Source organism: Belliella pelovolcani (genome assembly GCF_900156785.1).
Lineage (GTDB): Bacteria > Bacteroidota > Bacteroidia > Cytophagales > Cyclobacteriaceae > Belliella > Belliella pelovolcani.
This window is the reverse complement of the sequence record NZ_FTOP01000003.1, coordinates 207,176-232,651: the sequence shown is the minus strand read 5'-3', so window position 1 is coordinate 232,651 and position 25,476 is coordinate 207,176. Positions and strand designations below refer to the sequence as shown.

The 25,476-nt window shown below is 37.5% G+C and carries 27 protein-coding genes; 16 read left to right on the top strand and 11 right to left on the bottom strand.

Annotation, left to right across the window (positions count from 1 at the left end; all coding sequences use genetic code 11):
• The first annotated feature begins 3 nt into the window (after nucleotides 1-3).
• The 9 genes from BW935_RS05120 to BW935_RS05080 all read left to right on the top strand — a co-directional run bounded on the left by BW935_RS05120 (nucleotide 4) and on the right by BW935_RS05080 (nucleotide 7,798).
• A complete protein-coding gene (locus tag BW935_RS05120; RefSeq protein ID WP_076499168.1) occupies nucleotides 4-1,224 on the top strand; it encodes a cysteine desulfurase in 1,221 nt (406 codons plus the stop codon).
• A complete protein-coding gene (locus BW935_RS05115; RefSeq protein WP_076499166.1) occupies nucleotides 1,224-1,652 on the top strand; it encodes a SufE family protein in 429 nt (142 codons plus the stop codon). The genes BW935_RS05120 and BW935_RS05115 overlap by 1 nt, the downstream gene beginning before the upstream one ends.
• 12 nt (nucleotides 1,653-1,664) lie before the next feature.
• Nucleotides 1,665-2,006 carry a DUF59 domain-containing protein gene (locus BW935_RS05110; protein ID WP_076499164.1) on the top strand — a complete coding sequence of 114 codons (342 nt, stop codon included), beginning with the start codon at nucleotides 1,665-1,667 and terminating at the stop codon, nucleotides 2,004-2,006.
• A gap of 21 nt (nucleotides 2,007-2,027) precedes the next feature.
• Nucleotides 2,028-2,450, top strand: a complete 423-nt coding sequence (locus BW935_RS05105) for a BrxA/BrxB family bacilliredoxin (RefSeq protein WP_076499163.1) — start codon at nucleotides 2,028-2,030, stop codon at nucleotides 2,448-2,450.
• Between the two features lie 301 nt (nucleotides 2,451-2,751).
• Nucleotides 2,752-4,041, top strand: a complete 1,290-nt coding sequence (locus BW935_RS05100) for a citrate synthase (protein WP_076499161.1) — start codon at nucleotides 2,752-2,754, stop codon at nucleotides 4,039-4,041.
• A gap of 136 nt (nucleotides 4,042-4,177) precedes the next feature.
• Nucleotides 4,178-4,438, top strand: a complete 261-nt coding sequence (locus tag BW935_RS05095; protein ID WP_076499159.1) for an acyl-CoA-binding protein — start codon at nucleotides 4,178-4,180, stop codon at nucleotides 4,436-4,438.
• A gap of 253 nt (nucleotides 4,439-4,691) precedes the next feature.
• Nucleotides 4,692-6,449: a DEAD/DEAH box helicase gene (locus BW935_RS05090; RefSeq protein WP_076499158.1), complete on the top strand. Its 1,758-nt coding sequence runs from the start codon at nucleotides 4,692-4,694 to the stop codon at nucleotides 6,447-6,449.
• Nucleotides 6,450-6,575: 126 nt separating this feature from the next.
• Nucleotides 6,576-7,292, top strand: a complete 717-nt coding sequence (locus BW935_RS05085) for a 16S rRNA (uracil(1498)-N(3))-methyltransferase (protein WP_076499156.1) — start codon at nucleotides 6,576-6,578, stop codon at nucleotides 7,290-7,292.
• An 8-nt stretch (nucleotides 7,293-7,300) separates the two neighbouring features.
• A complete protein-coding gene (locus tag BW935_RS05080; RefSeq protein ID WP_076499459.1) occupies nucleotides 7,301-7,798 on the top strand; it encodes a hypothetical protein in 498 nt (165 codons plus the stop codon).
• Nucleotides 7,799-7,825: 27 nt separating this feature from the next.
• Here the strand turns inward: BW935_RS05080 and BW935_RS05075 are convergent, their stop codons facing one another.
• From BW935_RS05075 to BW935_RS05065, 3 genes are read right to left on the bottom strand one after another with little or no spacing between them, the layout of a single operon-like run.
• Entirely contained in the window at nucleotides 7,826-8,554 is a 729-nt protein-coding gene (locus BW935_RS05075; protein ID WP_076499155.1) for a hypothetical protein, read from the bottom strand.
• 22 nt (nucleotides 8,555-8,576) lie between these two features.
• Complete coding sequence (locus BW935_RS05070; protein WP_076499153.1) at nucleotides 8,577-8,777, bottom strand: helix-turn-helix transcriptional regulator; 201 nt, start codon at nucleotides 8,775-8,777, stop codon at nucleotides 8,577-8,579.
• Entirely contained in the window at nucleotides 8,767-9,147 is a 381-nt protein-coding gene (locus BW935_RS05065; protein ID WP_076499152.1) for a hypothetical protein, read from the bottom strand. Before BW935_RS05065 ends, BW935_RS05070 begins: the two co-directional genes overlap by 11 nt.
• Nucleotides 9,148-9,505: 358 nt before the next feature.
• Between BW935_RS05065 and proC the strand changes: the two genes are divergently transcribed.
• From proC to BW935_RS05045, 4 genes are all read left to right on the top strand, one after another.
• A complete protein-coding gene (proC, locus tag BW935_RS05060; RefSeq protein WP_076499150.1) occupies nucleotides 9,506-10,309 on the top strand; it encodes a pyrroline-5-carboxylate reductase in 804 nt (267 codons plus the stop codon).
• Nucleotides 10,310-10,508: 199 nt separating this feature from the next.
• Complete coding sequence (locus BW935_RS05055) at nucleotides 10,509-12,680, top strand: penicillin acylase family protein (protein WP_076499148.1); 2,172 nt, start codon at nucleotides 10,509-10,511, stop codon at nucleotides 12,678-12,680.
• A gap of 234 nt (nucleotides 12,681-12,914) precedes the next feature.
• Complete coding sequence (locus tag BW935_RS05050) at nucleotides 12,915-14,111, top strand: hypothetical protein (protein ID WP_076499146.1); 1,197 nt, start codon at nucleotides 12,915-12,917, stop codon at nucleotides 14,109-14,111.
• 4 nt (nucleotides 14,112-14,115) lie between these two features.
• Complete coding sequence (locus BW935_RS05045; RefSeq protein WP_076499145.1) at nucleotides 14,116-15,759, top strand: hypothetical protein; 1,644 nt, start codon at nucleotides 14,116-14,118, stop codon at nucleotides 15,757-15,759.
• On the opposite strand, the gene BW935_RS05040 is transcribed toward BW935_RS05045, so the two are convergent.
• The 4 genes from BW935_RS05040 to BW935_RS05025 all read right to left on the bottom strand — a co-directional run bounded on the left by BW935_RS05040 (nucleotide 15,760) and on the right by BW935_RS05025 (nucleotide 19,393).
• A complete protein-coding gene (locus BW935_RS05040) occupies nucleotides 15,760-16,977 on the bottom strand; it encodes a hypothetical protein (protein WP_139325495.1) in 1,218 nt (405 codons plus the stop codon).
• A gap of 213 nt (nucleotides 16,978-17,190) precedes the next feature.
• Nucleotides 17,191-17,616 (bottom strand): type II toxin-antitoxin system VapC family toxin, encoded by a 426-nt coding sequence (locus tag BW935_RS05035; protein ID WP_076499142.1) that lies wholly within the window; start codon nucleotides 17,614-17,616, stop codon nucleotides 17,191-17,193.
• A gap of 5 nt (nucleotides 17,617-17,621) precedes the next feature.
• On the bottom strand, nucleotides 17,622-17,864 hold the full coding sequence (locus BW935_RS05030) for a DUF6364 family protein (protein WP_076499140.1): 243 nt from the start codon (nucleotides 17,862-17,864) through the stop codon (nucleotides 17,622-17,624).
• Nucleotides 17,865-17,923: 59 nt separating this feature from the next.
• A complete protein-coding gene (locus tag BW935_RS05025; RefSeq protein WP_076499138.1) occupies nucleotides 17,924-19,393 on the bottom strand; it encodes a cryptochrome/deoxyribodipyrimidine photo-lyase family protein in 1,470 nt (489 codons plus the stop codon).
• Between the two features lie 39 nt (nucleotides 19,394-19,432).
• Here BW935_RS05025 and BW935_RS05020 point away from each other — a divergent pair, with 39 nt between their 5' ends.
• Nucleotides 19,433-19,726, top strand: a complete 294-nt coding sequence (locus BW935_RS05020; protein ID WP_076499136.1) for a TIGR03643 family protein — start codon at nucleotides 19,433-19,435, stop codon at nucleotides 19,724-19,726.
• A gap of 47 nt (nucleotides 19,727-19,773) precedes the next feature.
• Here BW935_RS05020 and BW935_RS05015 read toward each other — a convergent pair whose 3' ends face one another.
• The 4 genes from BW935_RS05015 to BW935_RS05000 all read right to left on the bottom strand — a co-directional run bounded on the left by BW935_RS05015 (nucleotide 19,774) and on the right by BW935_RS05000 (nucleotide 22,808).
• On the bottom strand, nucleotides 19,774-20,109 hold the full coding sequence (locus BW935_RS05015) for a rhodanese-like domain-containing protein (RefSeq protein ID WP_076499133.1): 336 nt from the start codon (nucleotides 20,107-20,109) through the stop codon (nucleotides 19,774-19,776).
• Between the two features lie 64 nt (nucleotides 20,110-20,173).
• Entirely contained in the window at nucleotides 20,174-20,425 is a 252-nt protein-coding gene (locus BW935_RS05010) for a hypothetical protein (RefSeq protein WP_076499130.1), read from the bottom strand.
• Nucleotides 20,422-21,297: a sterol desaturase family protein gene (locus BW935_RS05005; RefSeq protein WP_076499457.1), complete on the bottom strand. Its 876-nt coding sequence runs from the start codon at nucleotides 21,295-21,297 to the stop codon at nucleotides 20,422-20,424. The genes BW935_RS05010 and BW935_RS05005 overlap by 4 nt, the downstream gene beginning before the upstream one ends.
• Before the next feature lie 77 nt (nucleotides 21,298-21,374).
• Entirely contained in the window at nucleotides 21,375-22,808 is a 1,434-nt protein-coding gene (locus BW935_RS05000; RefSeq protein ID WP_076499128.1) for an MBL fold metallo-hydrolase, read from the bottom strand.
• A 235-nt stretch (nucleotides 22,809-23,043) separates the two neighbouring features.
• Between BW935_RS05000 and BW935_RS04995 the strand changes: the two genes are divergently transcribed.
• Both BW935_RS04995 and BW935_RS04990 read left to right on the top strand, forming a co-directional pair.
• Complete coding sequence (locus tag BW935_RS04995) at nucleotides 23,044-23,850, top strand: universal stress protein (RefSeq protein WP_076499125.1); 807 nt, start codon at nucleotides 23,044-23,046, stop codon at nucleotides 23,848-23,850.
• A gap of 187 nt (nucleotides 23,851-24,037) precedes the next feature.
• Nucleotides 24,038-25,414, top strand: coding sequence for a PAS domain S-box protein (locus BW935_RS04990; RefSeq protein WP_139325494.1), 1,377 nt, complete (start codon nucleotides 24,038-24,040; stop codon nucleotides 25,412-25,414).
• Nucleotides 25,415-25,476: the final 62 nt, after the last annotated feature.

Sequence of the window (25,476 nt, the reverse complement as noted above, 5' to 3'; positions counted from 1 at the left end):
TTTATGTCTTTAAATATCCAAGAAATCAGAGCGTTGTTCCCTGTTCTTCATCAAGAAGTAAATGGGAAGCCTTTGATTTATTTTGACAATGCAGCCACCACTCAGAAGCCTATTTCAGTGATTGATGCCTTGTCAGCATACTATAAAAATGACAATTCCAATATTCATAGAGGGGCACATGCTTTAGCAGATCGTGCTACACGCTACTATGAAAATACAAGAACGCTGCTACAACAGTTTCTTAATGCTAGAGAAGAAGCAGAAATCATTTTCACCAAAGGAACTACAGAGGGTATAAATTTGGTGGCCTCTACTTTCGGAAGAAAATTCATCAATAAGGGTGATGAAATCATCATCTCTACACTCGAGCACCATTCTAATATCGTTCCATGGCAAATGCTTTGTGAAGAGAAAGGTGCTATTCTCAAAATCATTCCAATTAACGAAGCAGGTGAATTGGACATGCAGGCCTTCAGAGGTTTGATTAGTCCAAGTACCAAATTGGTAAGCATCGTTCATGTTTCCAATGCGTTAGGTACCATCAATCCTGTAGAGGAAATAATCGAGCTATCGCATCAAGTCGGTGCAAAAGTTCTTTTAGATGGAGCTCAATCCACTTCCCATCTAGAAGTCGATGTTCAAGCATTAGGCTGTGATTTCCTTGTATTCTCTGCTCATAAACTATATGGGCCTACTGGTCTTGGTGTGCTCTATGGAAAGAGAGATCTATTAGATTCGATGCCTCCTTATCAGGGTGGTGGAGAAATGATCAAGGAAGTGACTTTTGCCAAAACGACCTATAATGAACTCCCTTTCAAATTTGAAGCTGGCACACCAAATATAGGTGATGTGATAGCTTTTGGAAAGGCTTTGGAGTTCATCAACCATATAGGAAAAAAATATATCAAAGCACACGAAGACGAACTACTTGCTTACGCCAATGATTCATTATCTCAAATCAAAGGCTTTAACCCTGTTGGTACCGCTAAAGATAAAATATCTGTTATTTCATTTAATATCAACGGCATGCATCCTTTTGATGTAGGCATGATGCTTGATGCCAATGGTATTGCTGTCAGGACTGGGCACCATTGTACTCAACCACTTATGCAACGTTTCGGTATTGAGGGAACTGTAAGAGCTTCTTTTTCTGTTTACAATACCAAATCAGAAATCGATAGCTTGGTAGCATCAGTAAGCAAAATAGCAAAACTGAAGAACTAATGAGTGTAGAAGCAATTCAAAATGAAATCATAGAAGAGTTCAGTATTTTAGGTGATGACAAAGAATCGACCATTTTCTATATCATGGAAATCGGCGGAAGTTTACCTGAAATGCCTGAAAGCGATAAGATAGATCAAAACATTATCAAAGGGTGCCAATCTAAAGTATGGCTGACTGCAAGTGAAAAAGATGGTAAAATTCATTTTCAAGCAGATTCAAATACAGATATCACCAAAGGACTCATCAGCTTGTTGATAAGAGTATTGTCTAATAGAACTCCTGAGGAGATTATCCAAGCTGAGTTATATTTTATTGATAAAATTGGCATGGGTAGCATCATTGGTTCTCAAAGATCCAATGGATTGGCTTCCATGATCAAACAGATGAAAATGTACGCTTTGGCATACCAAGCCAAACTGAATGTATAAAAATTATTCAAAATGTCTGAGACAAATTCAAATCTTCAAGAAATTCCCGCTCAGGAGTTAAAAGAAAAGGTAATCACGGCCATCAAGCAGGTGTATGACCCAGAAATACCTGTAGATGTTTACGAATTGGGGTTGATCTATGAAATTAGCGTCTACCCTGTCAATAATGTTTATATATTAATGACATTGACTTCTCCAAACTGTCCATCAGCTGAATTTATCCCAAGTGAAATCAAGGATAAGATACAGCAAATTCAGGGAATCAATCATGTCGAACTTGAGTTGACATTCGACCCTCCATATACACAGGATATGATGTCTGAGGCAGCAAAACTAGAATTAGGATTTCTTTAAAAATTATAAATAACTAAAAATATGTATCCAGAGGATTTAATTGCACCAATGCGTGCAGAGTTGACCGATGTAGGTTTCCAAGAGTTCAGAACAGATGAAGATGTAATCAACCATCTGAAAGATCATAAAGGCACAACCTTAGTAGTGATAAACTCTGTTTGTGGCTGTGCGGCTGGTGCAGCAAGACCTGGTGTTAGATATGCTATTGAGAAAAGTAGCGTGAAGCCAACCTATCTTGCAACAGCATTTGCAGGAAATGATGTATCAGCTGTTAACAAAATCAGAGAAGTAGTACTTCCATACCCTCCATCCTCCCCTGCTATGGCATTTTTCAAAGATGGCGAACTCGTACACTTCATTGAAAGACACCACATCGAAGGCAGAAATGCACAAATGATCGGTGATCACTTGATAGAGGTCTTTGAACACTTCTGCAAAGATTAAATGATTAGCCCTTCGGGGCTTTTTTTCTGCTAAAAAAATATAGCACTTTTTACAAGAGTATTCAGAATAAAATTTTGATTTTAATACTGTTTACTCAAATTCTATAGTCAGAAATTTAAAGCAGGCCTTATTTCAAATACCAAAAAGCTATTCTATGAAGGAAAATGGCTTTGAGCAATTTACCAGTGAATATACCATTGATACGAATTATCATGTAAATAACACTCGTTTTTGCTAACTTAAGGCGCTGAAACAAGTTAATATCTACAAGAATCAATAAACTAATAATAATAATCAATTTATGTCCGAAATAGCTAAGTTATCATACGGCGGGAAGGAATACGAACTCCCAGTAATTGAAGGTACAGAAAACGAAAAAGCGATTGATATCGCCAAACTCAGAGCTCAGTCTGGCTTGATCACCATCGACCCAGGATACAAAAATACTGGCTCTACTACTTCTGCAATCACTTACTTGGATGGAGAAAACGGTATATTGAAATACAGAGGTTACAAAATTGAAGATTTGGCTGAAAAATCTTCTTTTCTTGAAGTAGCCTATCTTTTGATTTACGGTGAACTTCCTACTCAAAAAGAGTACGAAAAATTCACCAGAGAGATCACTACCCATACTTTGGTACATGAAGACATCAAAAAAATTCTTGATGGCTTCCCTTCCAACTCCCATCCAATGGGCGTACTTTCTTCTTTGATTTGTTCTTTGACCGCTTTCTATCCAGAGTCGCTTGATCCTACAAGAAACGAAGAAGCTGTCAACTTGAGCATCATCAGACTTTTAGCTAAAATGCCAACTTTCGCAGCTTGGGCATTCAAAAATAAAGTAGGTCACCCAGTAAATTACCCAGATAACAGCTTAGATTATTGCTCAAACTTCCTCAAAATGATGTTTGCACTACCAGCTGAGCGTTATGATGCAGATCCGGTTGTTGCAAAAGCGCTTGATCAATTATTAATCCTTCATGCAGATCACGAGCAAAACTGTTCTACTTCTACAGTAAGAATTGTAGGTTCTTCTCAAGCATCAATTTACGCCTCAATTTCTGCCGGCATCAATGCGCTGTGGGGTCCCCTTCATGGAGGTGCCAACCAAGCTGTAATTGAAATGCTTGAAGCGATCAAAGCTGACGGTGGTGACACCAAGAAATTCTTGGACAAAGCAAAGGACAAAAATGATCCGTTCAGATTGATGGGCTTTGGACACAGAGTTTACAAAAACTTTGACCCAAGAGCTAAAATCATCAAAAAAGCAGCTGATGATGTGTTGGCTAAGCTAGGTGTAAATGACCCTGTCTTGGACATTGCAAAAGAACTAGAAGCTGCAGCCCTTAGTGATCAATATTTCGTAGACAGAAACCTTTATCCTAATGTAGATTTCTACTCTGGTATCATATACAGAGCATTAGGCATCCCAACTGACATGTTTACAGTGATGTTTGCCATCGGTAGACTTCCTGGATGGATCGCACAATGGAAAGAAATGAGAGAAAACGGTGAGCCTATCGGTAGACCACGTCAGATCTACACAGGAGCAGTGGAAAGAGATTATGTATCAATGAACAAAAGAGGATAATTCAATCTAGTTGTAAAATTATCAGACTCGAGGCCATTTGGTCTCGAGTCTTTTTTATTAAAAATACCCATTTTTTATTCTTGCTAATGGAGATTATTTTATATTTGGAAACTAAATAACCTAAATTGAGTTTTCTATGAGCATTAACACCCTAGAAGAAGCTGTAGCTTTGACAAAAAAATTCACATCTAAGCCATGCAATGAAGAATTATTGAAAATCTATGCATTATACAAACAAGCCACAGAAGGAGACAATGAAGGAGAAAGACCTGGAGGCTTTGACTTTGTGGCAGCAGCCAAATACAATGCATGGCTCAATCAAGCAGGAAAAAGCAAGGAAGAAGCTACAAAACAATATATTGCTTTTGTAAATGAAATTTCTTCAAAATATTTATAAAGCAATTACCCCAAAAATTATTGGGGTAATTTGATTTTTTGACCTGTATTACCAAATTTATTTCAAATATCAGGATGTATTTCTTAAGATTATTTTAATTTCTTTTGCAAGACAGATTGGAATTCAAAATATTTCACCTTACCTTTGTACCCGAATTAAAATTTAACATTTTTCTAGCCGTGGGTTTCCTTACTGTCGCTTACAATAGGAGGTTCTTAGGAAATCATGGTTGAGAAAAGTAAGGAAACATTTCATGGAACAAGAATTATTATTCTCAGACCTTGGGATTTCTGAAGAAATCCTGAAGGCAGTGGAAGACATGGGCTATACCCAACCTTCTACTATTCAATCACAATCTATCCCATTGCTTCTTGAAGGCAAAGATGTCATCGGTCAGGCTCAAACTGGAACCGGAAAGACCGCTTCTTTTGGTATTCCTATCATTGATTTGGTAGATCCGAACATCAAAAGACCTCAAGCTTTGATCCTTTGCCCAACTAGAGAACTAGCTGTGCAAGTAGAAGGAGAGATTGTAAAACTTTCAAAATACAAAAGAGGAATCAGCAGTACCTGTATCTACGGTGGTGAATCTATCGACCGTCAGATCAAAAGTTTGAAAAGAGGTGTACAAATCGTAGTAGGAACACCGGGTAGGATTATGGATCACATGGACAGAAGAACATTAAACCTTTCTGAGGTAAGAATGATCGTCCTTGATGAGGCTGATGAAATGCTCGATATGGGATTCAGAGATGATATCGAAACTATCTTAAGCTCAATGCCAGAAGAAAGACAGACTGTATTTTTCTCTGCTACAATGCCTAAGCCAATCCTTGACTTGACTAGAAAATATCAGGATAATCCTGAGATTGTAAAAGTGCTAAGGAAAGAATTGACAGTAGAAAATATTTCTCAAGCATATTACGAAGTAAGACCAAGCTTAAGAATTGAATTGATGGCTAGATTGATGGACATCAACCAATTCAAATTAAGTGTAGTATTCTGTAATACCAAAAGAGCTACAGATGAAGTTACAGAAGCTTTAATTTCTAAAGGAATCATGGCTGAAGCTCTTCACGGAGACCTTTCTCAAGCTCAGCGTACAAAAGTAATGAACAAGTTTAGAAAAGGTACTTGCTCAGTATTGGTCGCTACAGACGTAGCCGCTAGAGGTATTGATGTGGATGATGTAGAAGCAGTATTCAACTACGATCTTCCATTAGACGAGGAGAACTATGTACACAGAATCGGTAGAACAGGTAGAGCTGGCAAGTCAGGAATGGCTCTAAGCTTTGTAACTGGCAGAAAGGATACTTACAGACTGAGAGACCTTGAGAAGTTTATCAAGACTACCATCAGCAAAATGGATCCACCTTCTGTATCAGACTTGGTGGATTTGAAAAAGGCTTCTTTGGTGAAAGCTGTCAATACAGCTATCAGCAAAGAGGAAAACAACCAACTTTTCGAAGAAACTATCGGAATGATGCTTGCTGAAGGATTGAATATCGAACAAGTTGCACTTGGCTTGATCAAGCTGCAAATGGGAGATACTGTAAAAGAAATGGAAGATCAAAACTTCGGACTCGAATTAGGCGGTGGACGAGAAAGATCTGACCGTGGTGCTAGAAGAGGTGAGAGAGACTTCGGAAGCAGAGGTAGAAGTGAGCGAGGAGAAAGATTCTCGGGAAGAGAAAGAGGTGAAAGGTCAGATAGAGGCGATAGAGGCCCTAGAAGAGAAAGAACATCTTCAAGAGAAAAAGGGGTAAGAGAACCAGGAATGGCTCGACTATTCATCAATGTAGGAAAAAAAGATAGAATACGTCCAAATGATATTGTAGGTGCAATCGCTGGAGAAACGGGCGTACCTGGTAGAAGCATTGGCGGCATTGATATCTTTGACAACTTCTCTTTCGTAGATGTGCCACAGAAAGATGCACAGCATGTCATCAGCGTCATGAGAGACAATACCATCAAAGGTAAAATTGTCAATATCGAGATTTCAAAAGGTTAATTTATAAAGGTTTGTAAATTGAAAGCGTATCCTCTGAGAGGATGCGCTTTTTTTGTTTTATGTGACCACAGACACCCTTTCCTTTCATGAAGATTTAGTACTTTTACCTAAAGAAACTTAAAGCCCATGCAACTATTTTTCACTGAACACACCAACGAAAACCAATTTACTTTGGATGCTGAAGAGTCAAAGCATCTAATCAAAGTATTAAGAAAAACACAAGGGGATAGAGTGCATTTCACCAATGGTAAAGGCTGCCTTTACCATTGTATCATCATAGATGCCAATCCCAAAAAGGCTATCATAAAAATTGAAGAGCGAGAGTTTCAGCCAGAAGATGACTATTACATCCATCTGGCCATCTCTCCAACCAAAAATTCGGATAGAATGGAATGGATGGTAGAAAAACTTACAGAAATAGGTGTACATGAAATTACTTTCATGGAATCAGAATTTTCTGAAAGGAGTCACCTCAAGCTAGAAAGGTTAGAAAAAAAAATCATAGCCGCTAGCAAACAAAGCCTCAAAACTTGGCTCCCAAAGCTCAACCCTGTAAGACCTATGAATGAATTGGTACAAGATAGTGAGTTCAATAGTTATCAAAGATTTATAGCCTATGTGGACAAGGAAAATGATAGGCACCTCTTTGACAAAGCCAAGCCTGACAATGCCTACTTGATACTAATCGGGCCAGAAGGTGATTTTTCAAATCAAGAAATCCAATTGGCTTTTGACAATCATTTCTTACCTTGCTCCCTAGGAAAAAGTAGATTACGGTCAGAAACAGCTGCCGTAGCTGCTGTCCATACTTTACAATTGATCAACAACCTTAAAGAATTATGAAATTAAGTATGAAAAAACTTATTCTTTATCTATTTGCAATAGCGTCTCTTTTTGCTTGTCAAACCAATATCCAACAAGAAGAAAAAAGCACAGCCGTAGGACACGAAGGCTGGCTAGAAGGCACTTCTGAAGAGAAATTTGAAGAAATCGCCCATCAGATAGGTGGGTTCAGTAAAACCATGGTAGAAGTTTCTTACAGATACTCAGAACTTTATTGGGCTGGAATGGATGAAAATTGGGGCTATGCTGACCACCAAGTAGAACATATCATTGAAGCATTGGAAGATGGTCTCAAAAGAAGACCAGAAAGAGCAGCATCTGCGGAAAGCTTTATGAAAGATGCACTACCTGCCATTGAAGAAGTAATCAAAAAAGAAAACAAAGAAGAATTCCTCAAGGGATTCAGAGCATTTACTTCAGCTTGTAATGCTTGCCATGCCATGGAAGGTGAATCCTACATCATGATCAAAGAACCAGAAGTGAGAACTTCACCTGTAAGATTTTAATAAAAGAGAGGCTTTTTAGCCTCTCTTTTAATTTTTAGACACAACAAATACTTCTTGCTGAATAACTCTCTCTTCTGACTTGATCCCTTGAGCTTTTAATTCATTCAGAATAGTTTCAAGGCTTCCATTTAGTGAAACCTCAACAGCTAAGTACCCTTCATTATTTGCCTCAGCAACGAAAGTCCATTTTTCAAAATCTTCATTTAAACTCTCAGCCAATTTATCTAATGAATAACCAAGGTATCTCCTTTTCCTCTTGCTGGTGTCAGAATACGAGGCTGCGCCAACAGGTAAATCTTCTATGCCAGACTGCGCAAGACTTTCATTTTCAAGGGTTAAATAATTCACTGCTTTCTCTTTAGCAATAGTCTTAGCAGTCAAACCCAATCCATTTACAATTTCAAATGCTACATCTTCCCTGATGTCATCGACTGGAACAGTTGACTTAAGATCTAATTTGTAGCCTCTTTTGTCTTCAAAATTCAATTCAACGGGCTTTCCATTTAAAATAACGGAAATCACTTCATCAAATGAACCTGATTTTTGCAGGAGCTTTGGACCAAAAGCGTAGCCTTTGAGCTTGATCCCTGAGATGAATGTCTCACGGTATAAGTTCAACGCTACACTTTCATTTTCAATTGAAAGGACAAGCTCCTGCCTTGGTGCTTCTTTAATCAATGCATCATATTTGATCACAAAAGATGTAATAGCTAGGGCTAAAAAGAGCCCAATTGATATAATTTTTAACTTTTTCATAAAATCTTTGTCTTAAATAAGTTCAATCATTTTCTTCTAATTCAAAAATGCTTTCCACAGCAACGTCAAAGCACCTTGCTATCTTCAATGCAAGTACTGTAGAAGGCACATACTTTCCAGCTTCAATAGAATTAATCGTTTGTCGACTTACTCCTATCTGCTTAGCTAGATCCTGTTGCGTCATATCTTTTTTGGCTCTTTCTACTTTTAGACTATTCTTCATCTTGCTTGAAATAAAGTTGATAATAGAATACCGCCAAATAAACCGCTATAAATAGAATACCAACTAGAACAGCTGGAATCGGTAAATTCACAAACCCCTCTCCTCTCCAATTATCAATTAATGTAAATCCAAGGATAAATACCACCTGTAAAAAGACAGCTGTCTGCAAAGATTTCAAGCGAATATCCTGAATCATTTCATCCTCGATTTTTTCTCTCGATGATGCAATTAGAAATAGACCGAAGAATGCTACCGCAGTAAATAAAAGAAAGTAGAAGTATCCATAAATCAAATGGCCAATTAGTGAAAGTAAGAATAATATTAACCCTATTGATTTGAAATAGCTGGGCAATAAATATTTGGGAATCATAGCTTTGAATTTATTTTGAGTTATGTCCTTCTATCCGTTAGACTTCCAATTCTGATACTTTAACACAGTTAAAACACTCCACTTCTTTTGTAATAAAGAAACATGTATTAGTTTATTTTTTTCCATAGGTCAAATATTATTTACTAAATGTAAAACAAACTTTACTTTTAATCAAATTTATTTTACATATTTTTTTTCTTCTGCGTGAGATCCTAATATGCACTCGAAATTACTTAATTTTCAAATCAGCAAGATAAACCATGTAAAATTTCGAAATTCACACATTACAAGCTACTTTTCTTCAACTTTTCAATCTCAAAACCTAAAATCATTAACTTTACCTCAAACACTGTTTGAAATGAACACTTCACAAAAAATAGCCATCATTGGATGTGGCAATCTTGGTACTTCAATAGCCAACGGCCTGCTAGACCAAAAAAGCTTTCATCCGCAACACCTACATGTCACCAAAAGAAATCCTGCTAACCTGCTTTATCTTCAGGACAAAGGCGTGCGTGTACATAATGATAACCTGATCGCAGCTCAAGAATCTGATATCATCATATTAGGTGTAAAGCCTTATAATGTCACCGCTATTCTGAAACAAATCAAGCCAGTACTTGACCCAAAAAGGCAAATAATCATCTCTCTAGCTACTGGAATCACACTTGAGCAAATGTATGCTGAACTTGACCTTACCACTATACTATACAGGGCCATGCCAAATATAGCCGCTGATATCAACGAGTCTATCACCTGCATTTGTGGAAGAAATAATGAGCTAAAAAGTGATGAATTGGTCAAAAGCTTATTCAACAGCATAGGATTTTCCATCACAATAGATGAAAATCTGATGGAAGCTGCAACTGTTCTTGGAGCTTGTGGGATTGCCTACGTATTGAGGTTTATGCGGGCAATGATTCAAGGGGGTATACAGATTGGTTTCGATGCAAAGACAGCCTCTCAGATTGTCAACCAGACTGTAAAAGGTGCAGCAGAATTGATGATTCAAAAAAACATGCATCCAGAAGAAGCCATTGATAAAGTCACTACGCCAAAGGGATGTACAATTGTAGGGTTAAACGAAATGGAACATCAAGGCTTCTCATCAGCCATGGTCAGAGGGGTATTGGCTTCTTACGAAAAGATCGCCAAGGATTAAGGGTAAATCCATATAATAAAGTTAACGCTAGTTAAACACTAATGTGGCGGTGAAAGCTAATTTTTACACCATCCATAGTCAAATTCATCCACCTCCATTTCTTAGGGCTTTTGATTTCGGATCAAATCATTATTTTAGCCTTTGGTCTTAATCAGAATCAATAACCCAAACATCAATTTAGAGCAATAACCCCGATACCATGTTCAAGAAATCACTTCTGTTATTAGTTTGGCTTGCATTTATCACCCAAGCCCATGCACAATCAGAACTTCAAAAATGGGAACAATATGCCCAAAATACTGAAATCATCCGTGATCAATGGGGCATCCCGCACATCTATGGAAAAACAGATGCTGATGCTGTATTTGGGATGATTTATGCCCAATGTGAAGATGACTTTAATCGGGTAGAAACCAATTACATCAATGCAATGGGTAGAATGGCTGAGGTAGAAGGAATCAGTCAACTCTATGTAGATTTGAGAATGAAACTCTACATCGATCCAGAAGTGGTGAAAAAAGAATATGAAAATAGCCCAAAATGGCTCAGAGATTTAATGGATGCTTGGGCAGCCGGAATCAATTACTACCTTCATACACATCCAGAAGTTAAGCCAAGGCTACTCAGCAAATTTGAACCATGGATGGCCTTGACATTTAGTGAAGGTAGTATTGGTGGTGATATTGAGACAATTTCTCCTAATGGACTGAAAGCTTTTTATGACAACAAGGCCCATGCATATTTAACTTATACCGAGAGAGACTGGGAGGAAGAGCCAAAAGGTTCTAACGGCTTTGCTATCGCACCAAAGCTAACTCAATCAGGCAATGCCATGCTGATGATCAATCCACATACTTCATTCTACTTTAGACCAGAAGTGCATATGGTCAGCGAAGCAGGACTCAATGCTTATGGCGCTGTGACATGGGGGCAATTTTTTATTTACCAAGGTTTTAACGAATACAATGGCTGGATGCATACCTCAGCCAAGGCTGATGCCATTGATCATTTCGCCTTGACTGTAGAAAAGAAAAATGGCAAATATCATTACAAATTTGGCGATGATTGGAGACCATTCACAGAAAAGAAAATCACTATCAAGTATAAAGATGGAAATGACTTGGCTCATGAGGAATTTACCGCATACTACTCCCACCACGGCCCTGTCATTCGAGAAGAAGATGGGAAATGGATAGCGATTGCCTTGATGGTAGAAAGAGAAAAAGCGTTGACACAATCATACAAAAGAACAAAGACAAAAAATCACGAGGAGTTCAAAGCAAACATGAATTTGAAAACAAACTCCTCTAATAGCACGGTGTATGCCGATAGAGATGGTAATATTGCATACTACCATGGCAATTTTATACCGAAAAGAGATCCACAGTTTGATTGGAGAAATGTAGTAGACGGAAGTAATCCAGCTACTGATTGGCAAGGGCTACACGAAATTGAGGAAATGATTTTTATCCATAATCCAGAAAATGGTTGGATTCAACATTGTAATTCGGATCCTTTCAATGCACTAGGTGTAGATAGCCCAAAAAGAACTGACTACCCACCTTATATCGCTTGGGACACTGAAAATGCTCGTGGTCTCAATGCAGTGAGAATTTTATCAGAAATCAATGACCTAACTTTGGATAGATTGATTACAGATGTGGCTTACGAACCTACCTTGTTGGCATTCAAGCCAATGATTCCAGCGCTTGCACAGGCATTTCGTAAGCTTCCTAACTCTGATCCAAGAAAGGAAAAATTGCAAGAGCCAATTGGGGTTTTAGCAGACTGGGATTTGAAGACGGGCATTCATTCTGTAGGGACTTCTTTGGCTGTATTTTGGGGGAATCAATTGATGGCAGAAGGGCGAAGAATGGATAGAGCATGGGATACATATATCTTTGATTTCTTAGCGACAGAAACGAGTGACGAACAAAAGTTAACCGCATTTGAAAAAGCTGTAGAAAAATTGACAGAAGACTTCGGTACTTGGAATACCCCTTGGGGAGAAATCAACAGGTTCCAGCGTGTCACCAATGACATTCAAGGTAAATTCTACGATGAATTGCCAAGTTTACCCGTAGGCTACAACTCCTCGCTTTGGGGTTCTCTGGCAGCTTATGGCAGTAGGGCTTATCCTAATACAAAAAAATGGTATGGAAATGTAGGGAATAGCTTTGTGGCAGCCGTAGAGTTTGGCGAAAAAGTAAAAGCAAAATCCCTACTCGCAGGTGGTCAAAGTGGCAATCCATTTTCTCCACACTTCGTAGATCAAGCCGAAATGTATAGCAAAGGCGTATTTAAAGAAGTCAGTTACTATAGAGAAGATGTCTTGAATAATGCAAGGGCTATTTATAAGCCAGGGTTTTGAGGGATAATAGGTGATTGAGTTATTAGTTGATTGGGTGATTGAGTTACTAGGTGATTGGGTGATTAGGTGATTAAGTTATTAGGTAACTGGGTGGTTTGGTTGCTTATTCAATAATTGTTAAGGTTTTCCATTGATACGGTAACCTTATATTCCAATTCTAAATCAATTAATTGATATGCTCGATCTGGAAATATTGATTAACTTTATCACATTCTTTATCAGCCATATACCATTATGAATCAATCAAATACACTCGTTATAGACAGTTCTATTGAGTTGTCAGAGAGCAAAGCAAGGGCAATCCCTACCTATATTTATGCTTCAGTATTTGCTTCATTTTGCATAGCTACTGGATTACTTTGGGATATTTCATGGCACATGACTGTGGGAAGAGATGGCTTACTATCTCCTCCACATATCTTGATTTACCTTGGTGCGGTGATATCAGGGGTGTTTTCTGGTGTCAAAGTTCTAAAAAATAGCTTTTGGGGATCAAAAGATGAAAAGGCTGAGAATATTAAATTTTGGGGTATTTTCCATGGCTCATTAGGGTCGATGTTTTGTATTTGGGGAGCTTTTGCAATGTTGACATCTGCACCTTTTGACGATTGGTGGCACAATACCTACGGACTAGATGTAAAAATCCTCTCTCCTCCCCATGCTTTGCTAGGCTTAGGAATGATCATGATTCAGTTTGGGGCAATGATATCGGTGATTTCAACTCAAAATCGCATGAAAGCCAATATGGATGAAAAAACAAAAACCCATCTTCAGTGGCTATTTGCATTAAGTTCAGGATTTCTTTTAGTCATGGTCTATACCTTGACTTCGGAATACTTCTACCCGAATGCCATGCATCAAGTATTTCCTTACCAAGTAGCAGCGATTGTATTTCCACTTTTTATAGTTTCAGTTGCTTATGCATCTCCATTCAAGTTTGCAGCTACAAAGATGTCAGCCATCTATATGATAACTATGGCTGCTATGGTATGGATCCTACCACTTTTCAAAGCAGAACCATTGCTAAGCCCAGTTTTAAATCATATAGATAGGTTCCAACCTTATCATTTCCCAATGATTTTGATCTTACCAGCACTCGCAATCGACATTGTAACTATGAAATACAAGGCACAAAATAAATGGATACTTGCAATTATCTTATCTATTGCTTTCCTGCTTGTATTTATTCCTACACAATGGTATTTCTCAGAGTTTCTCTTGACGGAGTATGCTAGAGGTTGGTTTTTTGGAAGATTTTCTCTTCCCTATTTTGTCAATCCTGACGGAAACTACCGCTACATGTTTTATCCTGGTTCAGTCAGTTCCATATTCAGTTTGGGAATTGGCTTATTGTATGCTTTGATAATTGGTATCTTGAGCTCGAGGATTGCCTTGGCTTGGGGCAATTGGATGTCACAGGTCAAAAGATAAAATCATGAAAAAATCCCTCCACCTAGTTATACTGCTATTTTGCTATTTGGTAAATAGTAGCCATGTTGGAAGCCCTGGAGTCACCTATGAAGGCATGTTAGGCAACTACAGGGTTCTTGCAAATATCAACCCACCTGATGTCATTCCAGGAACAGCTACCTTGACTATCATCCTTCCTGAATCTCCCAATCAAGTCAAAATAGAAGCAAGGCCTATTTATTGGTCTGCTGGACTTAAAGGAACCCCAAAAGCAGACCCTATGCTTCCTGTGGCAGGTGAGATGGGTAGATTCGAAGGTGAGCTGTGGTTTATGGAACCTGGCACCTCAAGTGTTCAAATCATACTTGAACAAAACGGTGAGGTTTTTGAAACCATCATCCCAGTGATGGCCATGCCCACTGCACAACGGGATATGCCTCAGGAATTGGGATTAATATTGGCTGGGTTGGGGATATTTCTAGTCATCTTGATGGTAACGATCATCAGTTCGGCCATGAGTGAAAGTATCAGAGAGCCCGGAGAAATAAGAAATAAATCAACAGTAAGAAGAAACCAAGTAGGTATTGCCTTAGGATCTATTTGCATGTTCTTGATTTTATGGGCTGGTAAAAACTGGTGGGATGCTGAAGCAGAGACTTATTCTCGATACCTCTTTCAGCCGATTTCGGCCAGTGTCCAGATAGAAACCAATTCAGGCGGGCATTTGCTTAAGCTATCCATAGACCCCAAAGATCTGAATCAAGGTAGAATCACCCGCAAGCTTAGCTATATGGTGCCAGACCATGGCAAGCTTATGCACATGTTTTTGATTAGAAAAGGAGATTTAGATGTTTTTGCTCACTTACACCCGCAAAGAATTGACACCCTGAATTACAGTGTCAGCATACCTGATCTCCCCGCAGGAGATTATCATGTATTCGCTGATATTACAAGATATACGGGCTTTTCTGAAACCATCGTGGCAGATCTCCAAATTCCTGATCAAGGCACTTTTTCCTTTGCTAGCCAAAAGGAATTTATTTTGGGGAGAGATGACACCTATACATTTTCCACTCCTGTTTCAGATCCTAAGCCACTTCGGTTAGACGAGGCCATTATGATTTGTGGAAAACCTGGGATCAAAACTGATTTGCCAGGTGGTTATTCGGCTATTTGGGAAACAGAGACAGGTAAATTTGATGCTGGTAAGTTGTATACCTTAGACTTTACACTTTTTGATTCAAGCGGAGAACCGGCTGTCCTTGAACCATATTTGGGAATGATGGGGCATGCGGTGGTATTGAAGCATGATGGCTCAGTTTACATTCATCTCCATCCTACAGGAAATTATTCCATGGGATCACAGCAAATGCTCAAAGAGCGTTTTGCCTCAGGAAAAGTTGGATTCAATAATCTTCCTTCTGGATTGAGCTTTCCAGATAGTATTGATAATGTGATTCGAATTCTCGATCAGCTTTCAGATGAAGAAAGAGACGAACTCTTGATGGCGGACATGGATCATCAGAGACTTTATGGTGAAGAACATGAAGAACATAGCATGGTCAGCTTTCCCTATGCATTTCCTGAGTCAGGCAAATACAGAGTTTGGATCCAAGTCAAAATCAATGGTAAGATTGTCAATGGGGCTTTTGATGTGGAAGTAGGGTGATTAAAAACCCCCTGAAAAAAGCCCCATTGAATCATTTATTTTTGGTTTAAGAAAATCAGCTGAAGGCTTATAAAATGCACCGGAACGAGTTGACACCATCACCAAACTATCTTTATGATAAGAGCTTATTCCTGTAATTTTATTCCCAACTAACCCACTATTATCCAATTCGTTTACGATCAATTGATTTGGTGAAATAGATATTTGAAATATTTGGGAATTATAGGTGCCATATAAATTACCTTTAAAATTATAGAAGTTTAGAATATCTAATGTTACGAAATCTACATTCGAGACAAAGTTTCTCAAAATGTCCCAAGTTTCACCGTTATCTGTTGAGTAATATGAATCTAAAAATGTACTTGTTTCAGCACATAAAATAACATTGGTATTTGGATCATTTATAAGAAAACTTGTTGTATATCTCTCAAAACCATCCCTATCAATTGGGTCACGTTCAAATTCTTTAATTGTTCCATCAAATCTCCACTTAAATAAACTAAAAAATGTAGTAACTATAAAACCGTCATTCACAGATATGACCGAAAGAAATTGGTTCCCCACCAAATCTTCACGTTGTGGTGCATCGATGGTTTGAATCGAAACAACTTCTACCCCTACACCTATTCCTTCTGTATTTTCTTTGAGCTCAATTAGAGCAAATTTTAGGGGTCTTGCATTATTGTTTTTGACCTCATAAGCCAAGAAGAGATAATCTTCATTTAAACTAATAGTATTTCCTCTTGAAGAACCTAGAGTAGAGAATTGTCTAAATTCAGGATCAATATCTTCACCTTTTATTTCCAACCCACCCATTGCTGTTACAGGATTCATTGGTTTAGTTAGAGAATAAACAAATATAGTGTTTGGTAATTCTACAAAACTAACTGGTAAATATTTTTCATTTATTGGAAAAGATCTATCAGAATGCTTATGAAGTTTTCCAGGATAATGAGCTACATTTAAATTTAAGAAAACTGCTTCTACACTATCTTCAAGTTTATGATAAGTCTTAGCACCATATCCAAAATCATGTAATGTCAAAATATGATTATCTAACTCAAAGACTCCACGCATAGCCTTAAAATCATGTTGATAAAAAGGATGCTTGATCCAGCCGGTTTCATCTTCGACAATTGGTTTCGTCTCTGTCTCATCTCCAAGACAAGAAAAAAGCATTAAACTAATAAAAACAATAAGTAATATTGAAAATTTCATACTCAAAAATAATCAAACTTTATTTAAGATAGGTCAAAAAGAAAATATCAATGACTAACTTTTATTTTAATGGACTTATTAAATTATTAATGGCAAGCATCAATACTCAAGGCCAACGGTCAGGCACTGTATGCACATGCAGCACTCTGTTGGCATCTTCGATGACAGCAGGGTGTTTCTGGGCAGTCCTTATCTGTTCTTAACTTTAACTTTTTATATACCTCCTAGAAGGATGAAATTTAGCGGATCTATCACTTCAATTTTTGAAGAAAAGAAATCTTTTGAATTGGTAGTTATGATTACTTCTGCATCACAGCTAAGCGCCGAAGCATATTGCAAACCATCTTCATAATCAGGCCAATAATCATAATTAACCCCTTCTAATTTTTTAGGATCAAATTTGCCAATCTCTAATAATTCCAAATAGGCATAAGCCCTATTTGAAGCTATTTTGGCACTTGCATACTTCTTTTCCAGAAAATAAAGTAACTGATAGAAAGATATAATACTGATAATTCCTTTAAACTTATCATCTTGAATCTCTTGAAAAATAAAATCAATCGCTTTCTGCTGAATGGGTTCCGCATCACAAAAATGAAAGGAAAGAAGTACATTGGTATCTAAAAAAATTTTCTTCATTTAATTCAGATTTGACGTTTTCTCCTTTTTATCAAATGCTTTTCAATCTCTTTATCATTAGGTCTTAAACCTGCATCCTTAAGTGATTTTATCTTATCAGATATAATCACCTCACTTTCATTAAACTTTTTCAATGAAATCAAATAGTTTTCCACCAAGGAGCTTACACTAGTATTGTTTTTTTTCGCAAAAGATTTAGACCATTCGATGATTTCTTGATTATCGATGCTTAATGTTAACTTGGACATACGTGCCATTTTTTAAATTATTAAGCTCAATATACGTATGATTCTTTTAAAATAAAAACTCAAGGCCAGCGATTTGGGACTGTATGAAAATTCAAAACTCTGTTGGCTTCTTGGATGACGGCAGGGTGTTTCTGAGCAGTCCATATCTGCTCTCGAGCATACTTTCCCGAATGACCTAAGTCAACTATTGGAAAAGGATAATGCTCTCCAAGCCTGAAGCCCATCATTTCTTGCTCAATTGCAGTGATTTTCCAAGGCTCGTGAATCAAAGCTATTGGTACCTTCGTTAATTCTGGCACCCATTTTTTGATAAACACCCCATCTGCATCATGATCCTCAGATTGTTTCACAGGATTATAAATTCTCACCGTATTGATTCCCGTCACCCCCGCTTGCATCTGCAACTGAGGATAGTGGATTCCTGGCTCAAAATCCAGAAACTGTCTTGCCAAAAAATCCTTCCCTACTCTCCAATCTTGAAATAAATGATGGGTCAAAAAAGAAACTACCATAGCTCGCATTCTAAAATTCAAATAACCTGTCTCTTTCAAACAGCGCATGCAGGCATCTACAAGCGGGTAACCTGTCCTCCCTTCCTCCCATGCCTTTACTTTTGCTGAGTCAAGTTGCTTCTCCATAAGTTCAAAGCCTCGATTGACGTGCTCCTTTTCCATCCTACACTCCATCTCAAACTTCTGAATGAAATGGCAGTGCCAGCGTAACCTTGATTGGAAATTAGTCAGGTTTCTTTTTTGGAATCCATCTTTCTTCCTTTTTTCCGCAGCTTGGAAAACCTGACGGATTGATAGGTTTCCCCATGCGATGTAGGGTGATAAGCGACTACAGCCCTTTCTACTCAGCTCTGGCTTAGAAATGTGCTTGTTATAATTCTTTGCTCGGTCAGCGAAAAAGGATTCGAAATATTTATAAGCTGTTGTTTCTCCACCTTTTTGCATAGCAGGATGAATGATCTTCCATTGCTCAGGAATCGGATCAATCATAAGCTCCTTTTCAAATGCTTTGGAAAGCGTATAAAACCTACCCCTTTTCAAATCTGGGTTTTGCAATGGTTGACTCATTTGTGCATACCATTCTTGTGACCAATTTTTACGGTTACGTCTACCACGTCTCACTCCTTGCTGCAGGGATTCTATCCAAGTGATCTGATGTTGTTCAAAGAATTTCTTTAGTCTTTTATCCCGCTCAAAAGTCACTGCTATACCTGTCTCTTGGTGAGAAAAAACAGTATTGATATGATATTGAGAGGCAACACTTTCAAAAAAAAGGGTAGGATCAGTATGATAAAAATGTATACAGGCATCAAGAGGCTGAAGCCGCTGATTCATATCCAGCAAGCTTTGATAGACAAATCTCCAATGTCGCTCATCACTCTGTGGGGCGGCAATCAAATCTGGCTCAAAAAAATAGACCATGATGATAGGCAACCCCCTTTCTATAGCCAATTTGAGAGGCTCGTGATCTCTCAGCCTCAAATCTCTTTTGAACCAGACTATATTTACTTCTTGCATGATTTGAAAACATTTGGATTCATTCAAGGTTTTTAAAATATGAATAAAATTACGACACTAAAAGACGAAGAAATCGATAGGATCATAGAAATGGCTTGGGAAGATAGGACTTCCTTCGATGCAATCGAGCGTCAGTTTGGCATTCCAGAAAAGGATGTTATCAAAATCATGAGAAAAGAAATGAAAGCTTCTTCATTTAGGATGTGGCGAGCCCGTGTACAAGGCAGAAAAACAAAGCATGCTGGAAGGGCAACTGAAGATGTCAGTCACTTCAAATGCAGTCGTCAAAAAGTCATTACTTTGAATAAAATCAGCAAAAGAAAAGCCCGATAGATACTACCGGGCTTTGTCAATCAATCTACTCTCAATCAATAAATATCTTAAACTATATCATAAGGCCAACCCATGATTCCATCTCCTAAGTTGTAGATGTTTTCAAAACCTTGATTGGCCATAATAGAACAAGCTTGTCCGCTTCTATTACCACTTCTACAATAGAGGTAATATTTCTTGTCCTTGGGTAGATTTTGAATCTGATTCATAAAATTCCCGCTCGTGATATCAATATTTCTTGCTCCTTTGATTTTCCCGGACTGAAATTCTCCTGCACTCCTGACATCGATCAATACTGCGTCCGCAGCGGTCATCCCTTTTTTGAAATCTTCTGAATTAAGATCTGTATAGTTTTTTGGTTGTGTTCTAAAGAAATTAAACATAGCTATTTGTTATATTTTACTATGTAAAAGTACAGTGCTAAACCAATCGCTACAGTAACCTTTATCACTTAGCTCCAACAGTTTGTTTACTCGAGAAATATTTCTTTTTCAGATGAATAAATATCAATCTTAAAAGCAAAAAGAAAGGAATACCATGAAAGAGGAAGTCAAACCAGTCCATGGGTTCCATACCAACAGCGCCTCCTAAAATCCACCTTACCTTACCAAAAATATGTGGCTCAGGAACAAAAGGGGCAAGTCCTAGAGTAAGACAAAGTATGGTGACAAATCTCCAGTTATTGATAGTAGTTTTCATTTCTTTTTTTGAATAAAAGGGTAAGTAACCTGAGACCAAAATGATTTTGGGAAAGTTTCCATGCCATCAAAACCTAGTGGTTCATCCTTGCCTTCATTTGGAATGTAAGCAGTTCCAAATAAGTAATCCCAAACACTCAAGGTCAATCCATAATTGACACCGTTGACACCTTCGGGAAGCTTTTTGGCATGATGCCAAATATGCATGATGGGATTATTGACGATGTATTTTAATGGCCCATAAGTAATTCTCAAATTCGCGTGATTGAGATGACCTATGGCGGTGGTAAAAATGTGAACTATAAAGAAATCAACCAAACCAAAGCCAATCATCGCTAAAGGTATGTACTGAACCGTCTTATAAATGATCGTCTCCATCCAGTGAAACCTCAAGTGGGCTGCAAACCCCATCTCTTCTACAGAATGGTGCACCTTATGAAACTCCCAAAGTGCAGGATATCTATGCAAGGCTCTGTGTACATTCCACTGTATGAAGTCCGCCAAAACAAAAAGCAATAAAAACTGCGCCCAAACTGGCCAAGTCTCCACATGCAAAGCAACGATGTTTTCTAATCCAAATACTCCTAGAAAATCATTGAATGCCTCTACAGCTATATTTGAAATGGCATTGTAAGCAATCAAAGAAAATAAAAAGAAATTGAAAAACATGTAAAAACCATCAAGCCAAAAGTCTTTCCTGAAAATTGCCTGTTTCTCTCTCCACGGAAATACTACTTCCAATAGCCAAACAGCTGCCGATAGCCCTAATAACCACCAGAAGTAATTAGTCCAAGAAGGATAGAGTATTTCATTTTTTAAATAATCAAAATACCCATAATAAGCATCTAGAACTACATTAATATATTTATCCATCATTGAATTTCTATTTTGAAAAGAGGACTACCCAGAAGATAGCCCTCAGTCACAATCCATAAACCACAAACTAATAACTATTTGTTGTAATCTAAAATTGCCGAACCCATATCTATGACTTTAACGCCTTTTAGTATTTGATGTACGATACTTGATCCAGCCGCAGACCTATATCCAGTACCACAATGTACTATGATGGGCTTATCTGTTGGCAACTCTTTAGCCCGCTCCATCAGTTCTGGAAGTGGAATATTGATCGCTCCATCAAATACTTGATTTTGAAATACTTCTCCAGAATTTCTGATATCCAAAATGGTATATGATTCGGGATTCGCATCAAAAGCATTCCTATCAAACATTGGCATTGATGATCCATCAGTCCGAGAATAGACAAACGCTCCCTTAATAAATGGTTCATAACCAATCTTGGTAGTTTTGGAAATCATCTCTTCAAGCTCTGCTTCCGAACCTGCTAAGAGATAGTATTCAGCAGTGGGAGGTACAATACTTCCCAGCCAAGTCTCAAATTTGGCTCCATTCATGATATTAATCGCATCTGGAAGATGACTTGATTTGAAAGCAGCTTGGTTTCTACCATCGATGATATAAGCTTCCTCTAAAGAAACAGTATTTTCCCTCAGTAAAGTCACTTCCGACTTGGCTAATTGATATGCTTTGGCACCTTTCCTATTTACCTCTACACTGAAAGGAAAATACTTGGGAATGAAGGGTTGATCTTCTAGCAAGACAGCTACAAACTCTTCTTCCGTCATAGGCTGCAAAGCATAATTAGTAAGTTTTTCTTGACCAATGGTACTTACTTTTTCTTTGCTCAATGATTTACCGCAAAGCGATCCAGCACCGTGAGCAGGATATACCAATACTTCATCGTCTAATTTCATCAATTTCTCCCTTGTACTGTGATACATCATCTTAGCTAACTCCGTACGCTGTGCTTGGATACTTCCTGCCGCTTCTCGCAAATCAGGCCTGCCTACATCTCCAATAAACATAGTATCACCAGTAAATACAGCAATATCCACCCCGTCCTCTTCCAAGATTACTGATATACCATCAGGCGAGTGTCCTGGTGTAAACAAGGCTTTGAGTTTCACACCATCGGCTAATGCTATCACATCCCCTTCGTCAAATGGCGTAAAATCATAATGTACATTGACCAATTCACTGATATAAATAGGTACATTAAGTGTTTGCTGGATTTCCAAATGGGAACTCACAAAATCCGCATGAGGGTGGGTTTCGATAACTCCTACGATTGTTGCTTTTTTCTCCTTGGCATAATCATAATATTGCTGAGGATTTCTCCCTGGATCGATCAAAACAACCTTACCTTCAGTGTAAATGGCATAGCTAAAATGCGCTAAACCATCATCCTCAAATTGCTTTATTTCTGACTTTTGAGGTTCTCTGCCCTTTACAAGCTCATTAAACTGCGCTTGAGAAGTAATAGCAAAAATTGACAACCAAAGTAATATCAAATATTTTTTCATGTTCAAGGTTTATTATAATTTGAATAGCAAGACTATTCCTAATTTGAAATTCAAAAATACTGAAACAATTAAGCGCAAATTGTGATCTAAGTTACATTCCTTAGTGTTTTTGATCAGGTAACTTGCAATAAAAAATGAAAGATTTTTGGAATCAAAAAAATAGAATAATAGATACTCAGTATCATGGTTCTTGCCCTTAAACTTTCTTATCTTAGAAGTCTAACTTCTGACAGACATGAAAATCCTCGTACCTACTGATTTTTCAGATAATGCCAACAATGCTTTGACTTTTGCCAAACACATGGCTAAATCTCATGGAAATGTGCAAATCACCCTATTATTTGCTTTCTATGCAGTCTATGACTTCGCAGCCAATGCCAGTCAGATTGTCGATAGCATAGAGTCAGATGCAAAAAAAGCAATGAAAAAAGCAGTAGACTTGGCTCTATCTGAAGGTTTGAAAATCGATTATCAGATCGTACAGGGGACAGTAGCAACTGCTGTTACTTCTAAAGCATACAAGGAGGATTATGATTTGATTGTCATGGGAACCCAAGGTGCTAGCGGCATCAAGAAAGCGCTCTTTGGCTCAAATACAGGACATGTCATAAAGGAATCCCAAATTCCTGTAATTGCGGTGCCGTCAGAAGCAAAATGGCAAAACATTGAAAAGATTATAGTGGGTGTGGAACTTGACCAAACAGAAGATAAATTCTACAAAAAGCTCCTCGATCTTACAATGAACCTTAATTTTCCATATGATTTTATACATATAGAAAAAGAAAAGGACTTTGATAAAGAATTAGCGGTAAAAGGGCTAGCAAATTACATCAACTCTAATTATCCCAGTATCAAATCAAGCACAAAGATCATCAAATCCGCTGCTGTACTGCAAGGCATGGAATCGTATCTCAATAAAAATCAAAATGCTTTGATGGTCATGTTCTACAAAAAGAAATCATTTTTTGAATATTTATTCAATGATAGTGATTCAGTTCAGTTGTCTTATCATACCACTGTCCCCTTATTGATTGTCAAATAAACTTACTTAATTTTCAAGTTATACGTGTAATTAGATTAGTTCATTATTTGTTTTTTGTATTACAAAATAAGACAAATGCATCTTATTTTTTTATTATAATTAGCTGTATTTTTTAGATTTAATTAAAGTATTTTTGCTGAATATTGGTGAAAACCAAATTATATTAAGCTCTAAACCAACTATCTTATTGTCGCTTGAGGAGAAAAATATTTCGGTGGATTTAGGCAATCCACTACCTGATTGGATCTTCAATTCTGGTCTATTCTATGTAGTCATCACTGACATGGAGGGGAAATACCTTTATGTCAATGATTTTTTTATCAAGAAATTTCAATCAGTAGATACTGATATATCCAATAAATATTTTACCGAAACGATCATTGCTGAAGACATTGAAAAAGCCATAGTTGCTGCTACCAAATGTATACAACACCCAACCTATGCTTTCGAGGTAGATTTGAGAAAACCAATTGGTAAAGGACAGCAGACATTTCACAGTCGTTGGGTATTTTCATTAATGCGCAATAATCAGAACATTCCCATTGGAATTTTTTCGGTAGGGTATGAAATCAACTCAGTATCAGAGATCAATGATTACAAAATATTTCACAACCTCAATATTTTTAAAATTCTGAAAAATAGTGCAGATAGCTGTGTTCATCTTTCAAAGAAATTGGAATTAGAGGGAATAAATAAGTCAGCATCTAAATTCATGGGGATTTCTGACGAGAATGCCAAAGACACTTTCAAAGAGAAGCTCCAAATAAAAGAAAACACTCCATGTGTTGATGCCATCATTTCAAGCGTTAATACTGACAAAGTCGAGCTATTTCAAGACCATATTGAAAATTTAGATTTATACTACTTTGGGATAGCTATTCCAGACAAACAGGGAGTGGGTATCATTTTTCGTGACAATACCAGAGAACAAAAGGCAAAAATCCGTCTACAAGAATCTGAAAATAAACTAAAAGCTATCCTAGACAGCACTTCAGACTGCATCATCTTGATCAATCAAGAATTCAATATCCTAGCATTCAACAAGGTAGCTTTTAACATGTGCCACGGCATACATCAAAATAAGCTTGTGTTAGGAAAAGATTTTAGAGAATACGTCTCAGAAGAAATTAAAAATGACTTTTTCGAGAATTTCACCATTGCATTGAATGGGTCTATTTCAAAATTCGAACAAAAGCTTACTCAGGAAGATGGGACTCATAAATGGTTAGAATATGTTTTTTACCCTGTTTATGATGCGAGTCAGCAGTTAATTGGTGTGAGTAAAGTAGTCAAGGATATCACAGAATCTAAAAATCAGATAGCCAAAATTCAAGCTCAATACGAAAAACTAAAAGAAATCGCTTGGGTTCAATCTCACGAAGTAAGAAGTCCATTGGCAAATATCATGGGCTTGATCGAAATGCTAAAAAATGAACGATCAAATCTCAAAGAGGAAGAAATTGAATCTCTTTATAACAATTTGCTTCTTGAAGCTGAAAAACTAGATCTTAAAATCCGGAAAATCACTAAATCTACAGAAGAACATCTGGAATCAGATTCTTAATAGAATCAAAACAATTTTGAACAAAGAGTACTATTAATTTTTTATAAAGAGCTTTTTGAAAA